Source organism: Pseudomonas sp. SAR267, assembly GCF_052077595.1.
Taxonomy (GTDB): Bacteria; Pseudomonadota; Gammaproteobacteria; order Pseudomonadales; family Pseudomonadaceae; genus Aquipseudomonas; species Aquipseudomonas vlassakiae.
Map to the genome: position 1 here is coordinate 5,654,190 of NZ_JBQIHU010000001.1, position 15,441 is coordinate 5,669,630.

Genomic DNA, 15,441 nt, shown 5'->3' on the forward strand with positions numbered 1-15,441 from the left:
GCCTTGAATGCTAGAAACTGTACTTGGCCGTCATCATCAGGTTTCGCGGCGCGCCCCAGGTGTCGCCGGCGTAGTCCACCGAACTGGCAACGGCCGAGTAGTACTTGCGGTCGAACACATTGTTGGCATTGAGCTGCAGGTCGAGGTGCTGGTTGACCCGGTAGCCCGCCATCAGGTCGGTGACGGCATAGGCGCCCTGGACCAGCCGGTACTCGCTGCCATCGGCCACGGTGAAATCGTTGTAGATACGGCTCTGCCACGAGATGTTGCCACCCACGCGCAGTTTCTCCAGCGGGCCCTGGAAGTGGTATACGGTGTTCAGCTTGAACATGTGCTCCGGGGTATCGGTGTCGAAACGCTGGTTGACGTTGGCAGGGTTGGCCGCGTCCTTGATGGTGTGCGCCCGCGCATAGGTATAGCCCGCGCCGATCTGCCAGTCAGGCGTCAGCGCCCCTTGCAGCTCCATGTCGATACCCTGGCTGCGGACCTCGCCCGAGGCCTCGTAGCAGGAGGTTTGCGGGCAGTTCGCGACGTATACCTGGGTGGCACGGTTCTCCTGGTCGATGCGGAACAGCGCGACGCTGGCATTGAGCGCGCCGCCGAAGTATTCGCCCTTGATGCCGACCTCGTAGTTCCTGCCTACGATCGGTTTTACCGGGGTACCGGAAGTGTCCTTCGAGCTTTGCGGGGTGAAGATGTCGCTGTAGCTGACATACACCGAGTGATGGTCGTCGAGGTCGTAGATCAGGCCTGCATACTTGGTGACGTTGCGGGTGACCTTGTAGTCGCCGTCGCCATCGCGGTTGTCGTAGTCGTACCAGTCCAGGCGCCCGCCGAGGATCAGCTTGAGCGGGTCGGCCAGGTTCAGGCGGGTGGTGATGTACACGCCGTCCTGGGTGGTCACTTCGCGCTGGTTTCCGGTGTGCACGAAGTTTGGCTTGCTGCCGTTGAGTGGCCATTTGGTGTCGTACGGGCTGTAGTTGCGGGTGTCCATGTCGTAGATGCGCTTGCTGGCGCCGACCACCAGTTCATGGCTGCGGTCAAGCAGTTCGAACGGGCCGCTGACGAAGCCGTCCAGGCCTGCCTGGTTTTCCTGGTGCCTGGACTGGTAGACCGTGCGCGCAATCGGCGCCTGCAGCCCGCCCCAGCGCGACTGGTAGGACCCGGTGAAGGTAGCTTGCTGCTGCGCATAATTGGCATTGACCTGCAGCTTCCAGTCGTTGGCCAGTAAGTGGCGCAGTTCGGCGAACAGGGTATCGATCTGCTGGTCCTTGTTCTCCCAGTCGCTGCCGGGGTTGTAGGAACGTGAGAAGTCCAGGTGGTGACCATCGACCGCAGTGGGCATGGCGCCCCAGAAATTATTGGTCTTGTCCGTCTGGTGCGAGAAACCAAGCATCAGGCTGGTGTCATCGGACAGGTCTGCCTCGGTCACCGCATAGAACAGGCCGTGGTCTTCTTCGACATCATCGATGTAGCTGTTGGCGTCACGGTAGGACGCCACCACGCGCCCGCGCAGGGTACCGCTGTCATTGAGCGGGCTGGAGGCATCGACCTCGCCGCGGTAGTCGTCCCAGCTGCCGGCGGCGCCGGTCAGGGTGACCTTCTGCTCGGCCAGCGGGCGCTTGCGCACCAGGTTGACCGCCGCCGACGGGTTGCCAGCACCGGTGACCAGGCCGGTGGCGCCGCGCACCACCTCGACCCGGTCGAACATTGCCAGGTTCGGCTGGGCCCCGACGACCCAGCCGGTATAGCCACTGGGGATGCCGTCGTACATCAGGTTATCGATGTTGAAACCGCGTGCCGAGTAGCTCTGCCGGCCCGGGCCGCTGGAGTAGTCGAGGAACAGGCCAGGCGTGGCCTTGACCACATCGTTGATGCTGGTCATGGCCTGGTCGTCCATGCGCTGGCGGGTGATCACGGTTACTGCCTGGGGCGTTTCGCGCATGCTCAGCGGCAGCTTGGTGGCGGTAGACATGGAGCCGGTCGTGTAGGAGCCCGAGCCCTCGGTGGTGCTGCCTAGCCTGTCCGAGCTGATTTCAGTCGCGCCCAGCTCCAGCGTGGTCGGAGCGTCTTCGGCCAGGGTGGGCGTGGCCGTGGCCATGCATACGGCCATGGCGAGCAGGTTGCGGGCGGCGAGGGGGCGCGTGTGCGCGAGGGGTGAAAGCATGACGGATGGGCTCCTGGCGTATGGCTAACGTAACTAATTATGAGAATGATTAGCAGTCAGTTTGTCAGGATGTGTCGCACCTTGGGAAGGTGGTATGCCAGATCCATTACAAAATTTTCACAAATCACCCGCTGCGGGTGATCTTCTTGCCACGCTGGCCGGCCACTTCGATTGCCTGCCCGTCGCGCTGCTTGCCTTGTCGTGCCAGGCCTTCCAGCTGCGGAATCAGCATGCCTTCCGGCAGGTGCCGCCAGAACCGACCCGGCATGTGCAGGCGCAGCGCGTCAGGGTTGAGCCGGGCAGGATTGAAAGTATGCCGGTAATAGGTACGCCACAGTTCAGCGCCGGGGTCGTCGGCATTGTGCGCCCATTGCCGCCAATCGTCCGGGCAGCGGCGTCGATAATCGAATACCTGACCATCGAAGCGAATGCCATCCTGCTGGGTTGCGATCAGCCAGCGCTGGCGCCCGAGGCGGTCAGCGAAGTGCGCGCTGGCGCTTTCCAGGATGTCGTGAGCGGGTTCGTGGTAGGCCACCAGGTCCAGCTGCAACCGCTCGGCCAGCATCTGGGGCAGTGGCACGAAACGCACGAATGCGTGGAGGTGGTGCGCCTCGCGGCTGACCTGCTTGATGCGCCGCTGCAACTCACTGCCCAGGCGGTCACCCGCCAGCATTGCGGTACGGTCGCCATGGGCCACGCGCCAGAGCACCTCGTACAACAGGTTCCAGCGTTGTTCGCCGCGGTAGCGGGCAGCCTGCTCGAGTTGCGTCAGCAATGCGGCCGGCACCTTGGCACGAAATGGGCCGGGGCCTTCGGGCAGGGGAGTGGGCTGCGCCAGCAGGTCCTGGATCGGGCCTTGTGCCCAAGTCACGTCGGCGGGGTCGATGCCATGCCCCAGCAGGGTACGCGCCTGGTTGCGCCACGTGGCGAACAGGTCATCGCAATCGAGCGCAATCACCCCCACAACCCCATCTGCTGCGGCGCCTGGGGTTCGCGCAGGCGTGCCCTGAGCAAGCCACTGCGCAGCTCGCCATCGGCGGGGCGGTAATCGCTGGTGACGATGAACGGCCGCGCCTTGTCCAGCACGCAGCGCAGCTGGATCAGGTCGTCGTAGCGCACGCGCCGCTCGCGACGCAGCGCCACCAGCCGTTGCACGCTGCGCAGGCCGATGCCGGGAATGCGCGCCAGCAGCGCAGGCTCGGCACGGTTCACATCCAGCGGGAACAGCTCGCGGTTGGCCAGCGCCCAGGCCAGCTTGGGGTCGATGTCCAGCGCCAGGTTGCCAGCCTGGCCGAGCAGCTCACCGGCTTTGTAACCGTAGCCGCGCAGCAGGAAGTCGGCCTGGTACAGGCGGTGTTCGCGCAGCAGTGGCGGGGCGGCCAGCGGCACACTGCCAGGGCTGTCGGGGATCGGGCTGAAGGCCGAGTAGTACACGCGCTTGAGGCCGTAGCCCTGATACAGCGATTCGGCGTTGCGCAACAGGGTGCTGTCGTCGGTGGCGTCGGCGCCGACGATGACCTGGGTGCTCTGCCCGGCCGGGGTGAAGCGGGGTGCCTTCGGTTCACCGGCCACGGCCTGCTGGCCCTGATGGATCACGCCCATGGCCTGGCGTATGGTATGTGCCTGCTTTTCCGGGGCCAGGCGCTTGAGGCTGGCGTCGGTAGGCAGTTCAATGTTGACGCTGAGGCGGTCGGCCAGGCGCCCGGCTTCTTCGATCAGCAGCGGGTCGGCGTCGGGGATGGTCTTCAGGTGAATGTAGCCACGGAAGTGGTGTTCCTCGCGCAGCAGGCGCGCCACACGGATCAGCTGTTCCATGGTGTAGTCGGCCGAGCGGATGATGCCCGAGCTGAGGAACAGGCCGCTGATGCAGTTGCGCCGGTAGAAATCCAGGGTCAGGCGCACCACTTCCTCGGGGCTGAAGCGCGCCCGCGGGACGTTGCTGGAGCGGCGGTTGACGCAATACTGGCAGTCATACAGGCAGAAGTTGGTCAGCAGCACCTTGAGCAGCGATACGCAGCGGCCATCGGGGGTGTAGCTGTGGCAGATACCCATGCCATCGGTCGCGCCCATGCCGACGCTGCCCCGCGAGCTGCGTTTCGGCGCGCCGCTGCTGGCGCATGAGGCATCGTACTTGGCGGCATCGGCGAGAATGCCGAGTTTGGCAATGAGTTGCATGGGGATGTCTCGAAATACTGAATATTCATACAGTATTTCGAGACCGGTACATTTGCAAGGGCCAGCGCCGGCTTCAGGGCTTGCTGAGCATGTAGAACAAGTTGGGCTCGCTGACGACGTAGAGGTTGCCGGCGCTGTCCATGGTCATGCCTTCGGGCTGCGGCGCGTCACGGTGCAGCCCGCCAAGCCAGGCACGCAGTGAACGGATACTGACGAAGCGGCCATCTCCATCGAGCTCGGTGATGTTCTTCGACTGGTCGCTGAGTACCAGCAGGTGGCCGGTACGTGGGTCGTAGTAGCCATCGGACAGGTCGGTGGCGAACACGCTGCGCTTGACCCAGTCGCGGCGGTCACTGACTGTCAGTTGCAAGGGCCCGCCGCTGAGTGCGCCGAGCATGCCGGTGACTGTGAACAGCTGTCGTGGGTCGCGCTCCTTGATGGCGAAGAGGCGGTCATGCTGGCGGTCGTAGGTCACCCCCTCGAAGCCCTTGTTGCGCAGGGTCGGGTTGATGTCGAGGGTGATCCACTGAGCCTCGCTGGCGTGGATCGGCTGCGGGTGGTCGGGCAGGGTGATCACGTCCAGGCGTTGCTTCTGCTCGTCGCTGATGGCCAGGCGGCCATTGCCCAGGTAGGCCAGGCCTTCGGTGTCTTCGAAGTCCACCAGGGGATAGCGCGCCACGATGACGCCGGTCTTGCTCAACTCCAGCAATTCCGTGGGCACACCATTGGTGATCGCCAGTAGCCGGTCGCGGTCGTAGTCGAAGGTGAGGCCGGACAGGTTGGTCAGGTTCGGGTCCACCACTTTGGCGTCGATCGTGACCTTGAAGTCCGGCAGCCAGACGTTCTTGCCGGGTGCGGTGTCGCCCGTCAAGCGGTTGCTCAGGTGCGCGTAGAGTTGCAGAGGCCAGAACGAGCGGGCGGCCTCGATGCCCACCAGTGCCATGGCCACCAAGACGCCGACCGCGCCGATCTGGCCCCAGCGGTTCAAACGTCGCCACACATGCCGGCGCGGTGCTGTCAGGGTTTGAGTCGTCATTGTCCGGCCCCCTGTGCTGCTGTTTGCAGGTGTGCGGGCGTGTTGGCCCAGGCGAAGTGGTAGACCTGTTCAGGTACGTTTGGCTGGCATTGGCCGTTGTCGGCATCGGCACCGACCACGTACCACTCGGCGCGCGAGGTGTCGCCCAACCGTTGAGCCTTGTCAGCGTTGAAGCAGCGGCCCAGTTCGGTTTGCGGAACCAGGGCGAAGGCCGTGGGGTTCTGGCGTAACCAATACACCGCGGTTTCCGGCTTGGACTGGTTGGCGAAACCGAAATGAACCAGGGGTTGCCGGGCGAACAGCCAATGCCCTTCACGCCAGTTGACCAGCACCAGTTCGGCGCCACCGGTGGCGCGGGCGGCGTCGGCCATCAAGGTTTCGTGCGGGTTGCGGCCCTCCTTGAGCGGCTCGACGAAGCCGCGGGCGAACCACAGGCAGAACCACGCCAGGGCAATGGCCGTGAACGCCTTGCGCCAGCCGGGGCGGCGCTGCAACCAGCGCTTGAGCAGCCACGGCACCAGCGGGGCGATGGCCAGTACCAGGCCGGGCAGGGCCGGGAAGATGTAGAGCTTGCGCTTGCCGCTGCTCAGGCTGAAGAACAGCAGCACCAGGGCCACCCAGCCGAGCAGCAGCAGGAAGCGCCCATCACGTTTTTGCAGCTGCCTGCGCCAGGCCGGGACCAGCCACGGCAAGGCCAGGATCAGGGGCAGCCAGTATTGCGGGATGACCTTGACGAAGAAGTACCAGAACGGCTCGCGATGGTCCCAGGCATTGGCGTAACGGTTAGCGGTCTGGCGCAGGAGAATCTCCTTCAGGTAGGCCAGTTCCGCGGCACCGCCGCCGTGGGCGATCGATATCAGCAGCGGTAGCAGCCACACCGCGCAGCCTGCCAGCAGCCAGACGAAACCCAGGCTCCAGCGCCAACCCTGGCCGGGATACGCCACCACGCCGCGCCAGCCTTTGCGCACGGCCCAGGCATAAGGCAGCAGCATCAGTGCGGGTACGAACCCCACGCCCTTGCTGATGATGCCCAGGCCCATGGCCGCACAGGCCATGTAGAACCAGCCCCAGGCAGGCCCGAGCAACAGATGGCGGACCATGCCGTACAGGCCCAGCGCCACCCACAGGCACAGGTAGCTGTCGATCTGCCCGGTGCGCAGGATGCTGTAGCTCTGGTAGGTCGCCAGGAACAGCAGCGCGGCGATCACGCCGATGCGCCGGGTCCACAGGCGTCTGCCCAGGTCATGCAGCACCAGGGTGATGGTCACCGCGGACATCAGCCCTGGCAGGTAGAGGGCGACCTTGGGCGAGCCGGTCAGGTAACTGAACAGGGCTACCGTCCACATGAACAACGGGGGTTTGTCGCCATAGATTTCCGCAGCGCGGTGAGGGATGAACCAGTTGCCGCTCTGGAGCATTTCCAGGGCGACGCCGAGGAAGCGCTCTTCATCGACGTTCATCGGCTGGCGCCAGCCAATACCGGCACCGACCAGCAGCACGGCGAGTACAACCAGGGCCAGGCGTTCGGCCCCCAGTGTCTGGAACCTTGGCAAGGGCTATTCCTTCCGCTCTTTGTGGCGGGCAATCAACTGCAGGTTGCGCAGGTAGACCACCAGGCCGAACGACTGGCCGATGATGAATACCGGGTCCTCGCGGTAGATGGCGTAGACCAGCAGCAGGGCGCTGCCGAGCATGCTCAGGTACCAGAAGCCCACCGGGATCACGCTGCGTTTCTTGAATTCGCTGTACAGCCACTGCAGCACGAAGCGGCCGGTGAACACGACCTGGCCGGCGAAGCCGACGATCAGCCAGAGGGTTTCGCGGGTCATCCTTCGAGCTCCTGGGGTTGGCTGTCGAGGCGTGTGCGGCGGATCAGCCACCAGACCCCGACCAGGTCGAGAATGCCGACCAGGGCGCGGTCCAGGTTGCCGTACTTGGACACGCCGGCATGGCGCGGGCGATGGTGCACCGGGTGCACCAGCATGCGGCCCTTGTGGCGCAGGATCAGCGCCGGGATGTAGCGGTGCATGTGGTCGAAATAGGGCAGGCGCAGGAAGGCTTCGCGGTCGATCAGTTTCAGGCCGCAGCCGGTGTCTGGCGTGGCGTCCTTGAGCAGGCGGCTGCGCAGGCCGTTGGCGAAGCGCGAGGCCCAGCGCTTGCTGGCGGTATCGCGGCGGTTGACGCGGTGCCCGGCGACCAGCTGGATGCCGCCGCCGAGGTCTTGGTTGCCGCGCACCAGGGCGAGCATGCCGGGGATGTCGGCCGGGTCGTTCTGCCCGTCGCCGTCCAGGGTGGCCAGCCAGCGGCCGCGGGCAGCCTGGGCGGCGTGCCAGATCGAGGTGCTCTGGCCCAGCGAGCGGTCGTGGCGCAGGATGCGCAACTGGGGAAAGCCTTGCTGCTTGAGCTGCTTCAGCCTGTTGAGCGTCTGGTCAGTGCTGCCGTCGTCGACCACCAGCACTTCATAGTTTTCGGCGGCCAGCGCCGTGCGGATTTCCGCCAGCAGCGCCGGCAGGTTGTCGACCTCATTCTTGGCGGGGATCAGTACCGAGAGGTCAAGAGGATCAGTCATCGAGGCTACCTGTGTGCTTGCATGGATTGCGTGGTCAAACCCGGTAGAAGTCCCGGTACCACCCAACGAAAGCGGCAACGCCGTGCTCCAGTGGGGTGCTCGGCGAAAAATCGATCCAGCGCGTCAGTGAGTCCACATCCGCCCAGGTCTCCAGCACGTCACCGGCCTGCAACGGCAGGTATTCGCGCCGGGCCTTGATGCCCAGTGCGTCCTCCAGGCACTCGACGAACGCCAGCAGACGTACCGGCTGGCCACGGCCGATGTTGAACAGTTGGCAGGGCGGTTGCCCGGCATCAGGCTGAGGCGGTTTCTGGCGCAGGCGCAGGATGCTTTCGACGATGTCGTCGATGTAGGTGAAGTCGCGCGCCATCTGGCCATGGTTGTAGATCTCGATCGGCTGGCCTTGGAGCATCGCCCGGGTGAACTTGAACAGCGCCATGTCGGGGCGGCCCCACGGGCCATAGACGGTGAAAAAGCGCAGGCCGGTGATCGGCAGCTGGTACAGGTGCGCATAACTGTGGGCCATCAGCTCATTGGCGCGCTTGCTCGCGGCATACAGCGAAACCGGCTGCTCGACCGGGTCTTCGACGCTGAACGGCTGTTTGGTGTTGGCGCCATACACCGAACTGCTGGAGGCATAGATCAGGTGGCGCGGCGGGTGCTGGCGGCAGGCTTCGAGCAGGTTGAGAAAACCGGTCAGGTTGGATTGCCCATACACCGCCGGGTTGTCCAGTGAGTAGCGCACGCCCGCCTGCGCCGCCAGGTGGATCACTTCGCTGAATGGCTGCCCGGCGAACAGCTGCTGCATGTCGGCGGCGTTGGCGATGTCGACCGTCTGGAAGCGGAAACTGGAATAGGCGAGCAGCTGTTGCAGGCGCGCCAGCTTGAGCTCGACGCTGTAGTAGGCGTTGAGGTTATCGATGCCCACCACGTCGATGCCGGCTTCGCACAGGCGGCGAGCCAGGTGGAAACCAATGAATCCAGCGGCGCCGGTGATCAGTACGGGCATGCTTGTTTCACCTGGCCACGGCCAATAGCGTAATACGTGAGGCCGGCGGCGGCCATGTGCTCGGGTTCGAACAGGTTGCGGCCGTCGAACACCACGCGGTCAGCCAGTTGCTGCGGGACCTTGTCCAGGTTCAATACCCGGTAATCCTGCCACTCGGTGACGATCACCAGGGCATCGGCCCCCAGCAGGGCGTCGTCCTTGCACGGCACCAGTTTCAGGTCGGGGCGAGCGCCGTAGAGCCGCTGGATCTCTTCCATGGCTTGTGGGTCGTGGGCTTGCACGCGGGCGCCGGCGGCCCACAGGGCTTCGAGCAGCACCAGGCTGGAGGCTTCGCGGATGTCATCGGTGTTGGGTTTGAACGATAGCCCCCACATGGCGAAGACCTTGCCGTGCAGGCCGTCGGGGTAGTGGCGCTGGATCTTGCTGAACAGTCGGCTCTTCTGTCGCTGGTTGACGGCCTCCACTGCGCCGAGCAACAGCGGGTCGAAGCCCTCGGCCTCGGCAGTCCTGCGCAGCGCCTGCAGGTCCTTGGGGAAGCACGAGCCGCCGAAGCCGCAGCCGGGGTAGATGAAATCGTAGCCGATGCGCGGGTCCGAGCCGATACCGCGGCGGACCATTTCGATGTCGGCACCCAGGTGCTCGGCCAGGTTGGCCATTTCATTGATGAAGGAAATCTTGGTCGCCAGCATGCAGTTGGCAGCGTACTTGGTCAGCTCGGCGCTGCGCGCGTCCATGAGCATGATTTTCTCGCGGTTGCGGCTGAATGGCTGATACAGCTCGCGCAGCAACTCGACCTCGGCCGGTTCGGCGCCGCCGATGATGATGCGGTCCGGGCGCATGCAATCATCCACCGCCGAGCCCTCCTTGAGAAACTCGGGGTTGCTGATCACCTGGTAGCGTTCAGCGTCGGCCACCGCCTGGCTGATCCGCGCCTTGATACGGTCTACCGTGCCGACCGGCGAGGTGGACTTGTTGACGATCACCTTGGGGCCGTCGGCATGTTCGAGAATGCTGTCGATGACGCTGAACACATGGCGCATGTCGGCGCTGCCATCGGCCTGGGGCGGGGTACCGACGGCAATGAACTGCAACCTGGCGTACTGCGCCGCTTCAGCGGCATCGGTGGTGAAGCGCAGGCGGCCGCAGGCCAGGTTCTTCTCCAGCAGAGGCGCAAGGCCGGGCTCGAAGATCGGGCAATGTCCCTCGCTGAGCGCCGCCACCCGCTCGGCGTTGATATCCATGCATAGTACCGAGTGCCCCACCTGGGCCAGGCATACCGCCTGGGTGAGGCCGACATAGCCGGTACCGAAAACCGTAACCTTCATTCAACAGCTCCATGGTTTGTATCTGGACTGGCAGAACCAACGCTTCAGGAGATGTCGGGGGGATCCCGTCATATCCTTGGCTAGAAAGCTGAAAAAAAATGTCACATTGTTGTTTAGGAATTGTTACTTGAACGGAGGCCCGCAGGTGCTCAACCAGTTGCGGGCTTTTGCTTCTAGACTTATTTGGCGGCTCTCCAGCGATTGGGTTAGATGTTGCGAGCCGACACCATTCAACCGACCACCGCCTCCCGGAGCGGATGTCCCTCGCAGGCGATGGCCTTCTTCTAGAGGAGGGCAGGTCATGGATGAGGCAAGGCTTCACGAATTCATGGGCAAGCTGGTCGGTGACATGGGCGCTGCGGCGACCCTGGCCAATGTGATCCTCGGCGATGAACTCGGGCTGTACCGGGCCATGGCCGACAGCCAGCCGACCAGCCCCGAGGCACTGGCGGCAAAGACCGGCTGCCACCCACGGCTGGTGCGCGAATGGCTCAACGCCCAGGCGGCCTCCGGCTACATGGTGCATGACAAGGGCACGTTCGTTCTGCCTGAAGAGCAGGCCATGGCCTTGGCCCTGGAAGACTCGCCGGCCTACATGGCTGGCGGCGCGGCGGTGATCGCGGCACTGTTCCATGACAAGGACAAGCTGGTGGCGGCCATGCGCGGCGACGGCGGGTTGGCCTGGGGTGACCACCACCCGTGCATGTTCAGTGGCACCGAACGCTTCTTCAGGCCTGGTTATCGCACCTTTCTGGTGGCGGACTGGCTGCCGGCGCTTGAAGGCGTGGTGGCCAAGCTGCAGGCCGGGGCCAAGGTGGCGGATGTCGGTTGTGGCCATGGCGCTTCGACCCTGGTCCTGGCGCAGGCGTTTCCGGCGTCCAGCTTCACGGGCTATGACTATCACGCCCCCTCCATTGCCACGGCCAGCGAGCGTGCGCGCGAGGCCGGGCTGGCGCAGCGTGTGAGCTTCCAGCAGGCATCGGCCAAGGACTACCCGGGGCATGACCACGACCTGGTGTGCTTCTTCGACTGCCTGCATGACATGGGCGACCCTGTGGGCGCGGCGAAGCATGCCTACCGGGCGTTGAAGGCAGATGGCACGGTGATGCTGGTGGAGCCCTACGCCGAAGACTCGCTGGAGGGCAACCTGACGCCGGTCGGGCGGTTGTTCTATGCGGCGTCGACGTTCATCTGCACGCCTAACTCGTTGTCCCAGGAAGTGGGGCTGGGGTTGGGGGCTCAGGCTGGGGAGGCGCGGTTGCGGGCAGTGTTCGAGGAGGCAGGGTTCAGGCAGTTCCGGCGGGCTACGCAGACACCGTTCAACCTGATTCTGGAGGCCAGGAAATAGATGTAATCCTGTGCCGGCCTCTTCGCGGGCTTGCCCGCTCCCACAGGTACTGCGCAGTATTCGAGGCCTGCGCAGTACCTGCGGGAGCGGGCGAGCCCGCGAAGAGGCCGGGCCTGCAAATGCAGAAGGGGCGCCATGTTGGCGCCCCTTCTGGTTTACGGCTCAGGCTTCAGCGTCCCACGGACGATCGCCATTTTCATCTTTCACGCGGGTCGGCAGGCCCATCACGTCCAGCGCCTTGAGGAACGGCTCGGCTGGCAACTCTTCGACGTTGACCATGCGCTTGGCGTCCCACTCACCACGGGCGACCAGCAGGGCCGCAGCCACCGGCGGTACACCGGCGGTATAGGAGATACCCTGGCTGTCGGTCTCGGCGTAGGCTTCTTCGTGGTCGGCCACGTTGTAGATGAACACTTCACGCGGCTTACCGTCCTTGGTGCCCTTCACCAGGTCACCGATGCAGGTCTTGCCGGTGTAGCCCGGGGCCAGCGAGGCCGGGTCAGGCAGTACGGCCTTGACCACTTTCAGCGGGACCACTTCCAGGCCCTCGGCCGTCTTCACCGGTTGTTCGGAGAGCAGGCCGAGGTTCTTCAGCACGGTGAACACATTGATGTAGTGCTCGCCGAAGCTCATCCAGAAACGCACGTTCGGTACGTTGAGGTTCTTCGAGATCGAATGAACTTCGTCGTGACCGGTCAGGTACAGGTTCTGCGAACCGACCACCGGCAGGTCGTCGGTACGCTTGACTTCGAACATGGTGTTGCTGGTCCACTGGCTGTTCTGCCAGCTCCATACTTGCCCGGTAAACTCGCGGAAGTTGATTTCCGGGTCGAAGTTGGTGGCAAAGTACTTGCCGTGCGAACCGGCGTTGACGTCGAGAATGTCGATCGAATCAATGCTGTCGAAGTATTGCTGTTGCGCAAGTTTTGCGTAGCTGTTCACCACACCCGGGTCGAAACCGACGCCGAGAATGGCGGTAATGTTCTTTTGTTGGCACTCTTCGAGGTGTTTCCACTCGTAGTTGCCGTACCACGGCGGGGTCTCGCAGATCTTGCCCGGCTCTTCGTGGATGGCGGTGTCCAGGTAGGCGACACCGGTATCGATGCAGGCACGCAGCACCGACATGTTGAGGAAGGCGGAACCGACGTTGATCACGATCTGCGATTCGGTCTCGCGGATCAGTGCCTTGGTCGCCTCGACATCGAGGGCGTTGAGCGAGAAGGCCTGGATGTCGGCGGGCACCTTGAGGCTACCCTTGGCCTTGACGCTGTCGATGATGGCCTGGCATTTGGAGATGTTCCGTGACGCGATAGCGATACGACCCAGTTCGTCGTTATGCTGCGCGCACTTGTGGGCCACCACCTTGGCGACACCTCCTGCACCAATGATAAGAACGTTCTTCTTCAATTTACCTGTTGCTCCTTACTTGGGTAGCCGGTCTTACGACAGGCTGGAAACGTAGTCTTCGAAACCGAAATCGCGCACCACCTCGACGCTGCCGTCGAGCTGCTTGACCACGATCGATGGCATCTTCAGGCCGTTGAACCAGTTTTTCTTGACCATGGTGTAGCCGGCGGTGTCGATGAACGACAGACGGTCGCCGATGGCCAGCGGACGATCGAATTGGTATTCGCCGAAGATGTCACCGGCCAGGCACGACTTGCCGCAGACCATGTAGGTGTGCTCGCCGTCGTTGGGGGCCATCTTGGCGTTGAGGCGGTAGATCAGCAGGTCGAGCAGGTGCGCTTCGATCGAGCTGTCGACCACGGCCAGATTCTTGCCGTTGTACAGGGTGTCGAGCACGGTCACTTCCAGCGAGGCGCTGTTGGTGATGGCCGCTTCGCCCGGCTCCAGGTACACCTGCACGCCGTACCGCTCGGAGAAGGCTTTCAGGCGTGCACAGAAGGCATCCAGGGCATACCCCTCACCGGTGAAATGGATGCCGCCACCCAGGCTGACCCACTCGACCTTGTGCAGCAGGTGGCCGAAGCGCTCTTCGATGTGTGTCAGCATCTGGTCGAACAGGCCGAAGTCACCGTTCTCGCAGTTGTTGTGGAACATGAAGCCGGAGATCTGTTCGATCACCTGTTCGATCTTCACCGGGTCCCACTCGCCGAGGCGGCTGAACGGGCGGGCCGGGTCGGCCAGCAGGTAGTCGGAGCTGCTCACCTGCGGGTTGACGCGCAGGCCGCGGACCTTGCCTTCGGACTGTTCGGCGAAACGCTGCAGCTGGCCGATCGAGTTGAAGATGATCTTGTCGCAGTTCTCGAGCATTTCCTCGATTTCGTCATCGGCCCAGGCCACGCTGTAGGCGTGGGTTTCGCCGGCGAACTTCTGGCGGCCGAGCTTGAGCTCGAACAGCGAGGACGACGTGGTGCCATCCATGTACTGCTGCATCAGGTCGAACACCGACCAGGTGGCGAAGCACTTGAGGGCGAGCAGCGCCTTGGCACCGGAGTTTTCACGCACGTAGGCGATCTTCTCCATGTTGCGCAGGAGCTTGGTTTTGTCGATGAGGTAGTACGGCGTCTTGATCATTTAAAGGCCCCCGGCCAGGCCGGCCAAAAAAAAGATCCGCATTGTGCCTTCACTTGCCGCAGATCGAAAGGGCGGATGGTGTATTTCGTCTGCGTGGCGGTTGTTGCAGGTGAAATGATTCGGCAGCGGCGGGTTCAGTAATACAGGGGGAAATGAACATCCTGATGACAGCGTGACCGATGGCATGTGTTCGCCATGGCATTTTTGCGCCTGAGGGACCGAGCGCCGCTCGAGCGGCGCATCGCGGGCGGTGCTAGGTCCCTCAGGCGCCGAAAAGGCCTCGGCGAGCACCTGGCGGCCATACCGCCGTTCATTGCGCCTGCTTCAACCACGCCTGAATCTGCTCCAGCGTTGCAGTAGCTCCCCCACAAACCACCACCAGCACATGCTGGTAGCCAGCCAACGCCTCTGCCGAGTAAGCCAGTGCCAATGCCGCGCCACACGCGGGCTCCACCAGTACCCGATGGTCCAGCAGGAAGCGCTCGCAGGCTTCCAGTGCTGCCCGGTCGCTGACCAGATGACAGTGCACCGGATGCTGCCGGGTACAGGACAGTGCCTGTTCGGCCACGCGCTTGGCGCCCAGCGAGCTGGCCACCGAGGCGATGCCCGGCAGTTCCACTGTGTGCCCGGCCTGCATGGCCGCATGCAGCGAAGCGGCCCCGGTGGTTTCCACCGCCAGCACCGGCACATCGCCCCAGCCGTTACGCTGCAAGCCTTCGACCACGCCACTGAGCAGGCCGCCGCCGCCCACCGACAGGACCACCGCATCCGGTTTCAAGCCGCCCGCCGCCACTTCGTCGACCAGGCTGGCATGCCCGGCCCATAGCAGCGGGTCGTCGAACGGGTGGATGAAGGCATCGCCGGCACCGACCAGGGTCAGTGCCAGTTCATTGGCTTCTTGCCACGAGCTGCCATGCACCACCACCTTGGCGTCTTCCAGGCGCAGCAGCTCCTTGGCCCGTTCGGTGGTGGACTCGGGCACCACCACGGTCACCGGCACCCCCAGCTTGCGCCCGGCATAGGCCACCGCCAGCCCGGCATTGCCGCCCGACGAGGAGACGAAATGGCGCGCGCCACGGGCATGATGCACCTCGCAGGCATGGCCGACACCGCGCAGCTTGAACGAGCCACAGGGCTGCAGGGCGTCGATTTTCAGCCAGACCGAGCGGCCGGCGGCAAGCGACAGAGGGCGGGATTCAAGGAGGGGCGTCTGGATATGCAGGGACATGTGAGCCTTCTGGTCTGCGCAATACAAAGGAAGCCTGTCATACCAG

13 protein-coding genes are annotated in these 15,441 nt (G+C 63.9%); 1 reads left to right on the forward strand and 12 read right to left on the reverse strand.

The window, feature by feature from the left end; genetic code table 11:
- Positions 1-10: 10 nt before the first annotated feature.
- The 9 genes from ACTORR_RS26810 to ACTORR_RS26850 all read right to left on the reverse strand — a co-directional run bounded on the left by ACTORR_RS26810 (position 11) and on the right by ACTORR_RS26850 (position 10,281).
- Positions 11-2,167, reverse strand: coding sequence for a TonB-dependent siderophore receptor (locus ACTORR_RS26810; protein ID WP_441344078.1), 2,157 nt, complete (start codon positions 2,165-2,167; stop codon positions 11-13).
- A 124-nt stretch (positions 2,168-2,291) separates the two neighbouring features.
- The gene (locus ACTORR_RS26815) at positions 2,292-3,131 is read right to left on the reverse strand and encodes a TIGR03915 family putative DNA repair protein (RefSeq protein ID WP_313365028.1); all 840 of its coding nucleotides are present in this window, start codon (positions 3,129-3,131) and stop codon (positions 2,292-2,294) included.
- Positions 3,122-4,342, reverse strand: coding sequence for a putative DNA modification/repair radical SAM protein (locus ACTORR_RS26820; protein ID WP_262110371.1), 1,221 nt, complete (start codon positions 4,340-4,342; stop codon positions 3,122-3,124). The genes ACTORR_RS26815 and ACTORR_RS26820 overlap by 10 nt, the downstream gene beginning before the upstream one ends.
- A 73-nt stretch (positions 4,343-4,415) precedes the next feature.
- On the reverse strand, positions 4,416-5,285 hold the full coding sequence (locus tag ACTORR_RS26825; protein ID WP_409521025.1) for an SdiA-regulated domain-containing protein: 870 nt from the start codon (positions 5,283-5,285) through the stop codon (positions 4,416-4,418).
- A gap of 89 nt (positions 5,286-5,374) precedes the next feature.
- The gene (locus ACTORR_RS26830) at positions 5,375-6,931 is read right to left on the reverse strand and encodes an ArnT family glycosyltransferase (RefSeq protein ID WP_313365030.1); all 1,557 of its coding nucleotides are present in this window, start codon (positions 6,929-6,931) and stop codon (positions 5,375-5,377) included.
- Positions 6,932-6,934: 3 nt separating this feature from the next.
- Positions 6,935-7,207, reverse strand: coding sequence for a lipid-A-disaccharide synthase N-terminal domain-containing protein (locus ACTORR_RS26835; RefSeq protein ID WP_313365031.1), 273 nt, complete (start codon positions 7,205-7,207; stop codon positions 6,935-6,937).
- The gene (locus ACTORR_RS26840; protein ID WP_313365032.1) at positions 7,204-7,947 is read right to left on the reverse strand and encodes a glycosyltransferase family 2 protein; all 744 of its coding nucleotides are present in this window, start codon (positions 7,945-7,947) and stop codon (positions 7,204-7,206) included. Before ACTORR_RS26840 ends, ACTORR_RS26835 begins: the two co-directional genes overlap by 4 nt.
- 34 nt (positions 7,948-7,981) lie before the next feature.
- Positions 7,982-8,956, reverse strand: a complete 975-nt coding sequence (locus tag ACTORR_RS26845) for an NAD-dependent epimerase (RefSeq protein ID WP_313365033.1) — start codon at positions 8,954-8,956, stop codon at positions 7,982-7,984.
- Positions 8,944-10,281, reverse strand: a complete 1,338-nt coding sequence (locus ACTORR_RS26850; protein WP_313365034.1) for a UDP-glucose dehydrogenase family protein — start codon at positions 10,279-10,281, stop codon at positions 8,944-8,946. Before ACTORR_RS26850 ends, ACTORR_RS26845 begins: the two co-directional genes overlap by 13 nt.
- Before the next feature lie 301 nt (positions 10,282-10,582).
- Between ACTORR_RS26850 and ACTORR_RS26855 the strand changes: the two genes are divergently transcribed.
- Positions 10,583-11,629 carry a class I SAM-dependent methyltransferase gene (locus tag ACTORR_RS26855; RefSeq protein ID WP_313365035.1) on the forward strand — a complete coding sequence of 349 codons (1,047 nt, stop codon included), beginning with the start codon at positions 10,583-10,585 and terminating at the stop codon, positions 11,627-11,629.
- A 162-nt stretch (positions 11,630-11,791) separates the two neighbouring features.
- Here the strand turns inward: ACTORR_RS26855 and ACTORR_RS26860 are convergent, their stop codons facing one another.
- From ACTORR_RS26860 to ACTORR_RS26870, 3 genes are all read right to left on the reverse strand, one after another.
- Entirely contained in the window at positions 11,792-13,036 is a 1,245-nt protein-coding gene (locus tag ACTORR_RS26860; RefSeq protein ID WP_054887353.1) for a saccharopine dehydrogenase family protein, read from the reverse strand.
- Between the two features lie 33 nt (positions 13,037-13,069).
- Positions 13,070-14,167, reverse strand: coding sequence for a carboxynorspermidine decarboxylase (locus ACTORR_RS26865; RefSeq protein ID WP_441344079.1), 1,098 nt, complete (start codon positions 14,165-14,167; stop codon positions 13,070-13,072).
- A gap of 310 nt (positions 14,168-14,477) precedes the next feature.
- Positions 14,478-15,395 carry a pyridoxal-phosphate dependent enzyme gene (locus tag ACTORR_RS26870; protein ID WP_313365416.1) on the reverse strand — a complete coding sequence of 306 codons (918 nt, stop codon included), beginning with the start codon at positions 15,393-15,395 and terminating at the stop codon, positions 14,478-14,480.
- Positions 15,396-15,441: the final 46 nt, after the last annotated feature.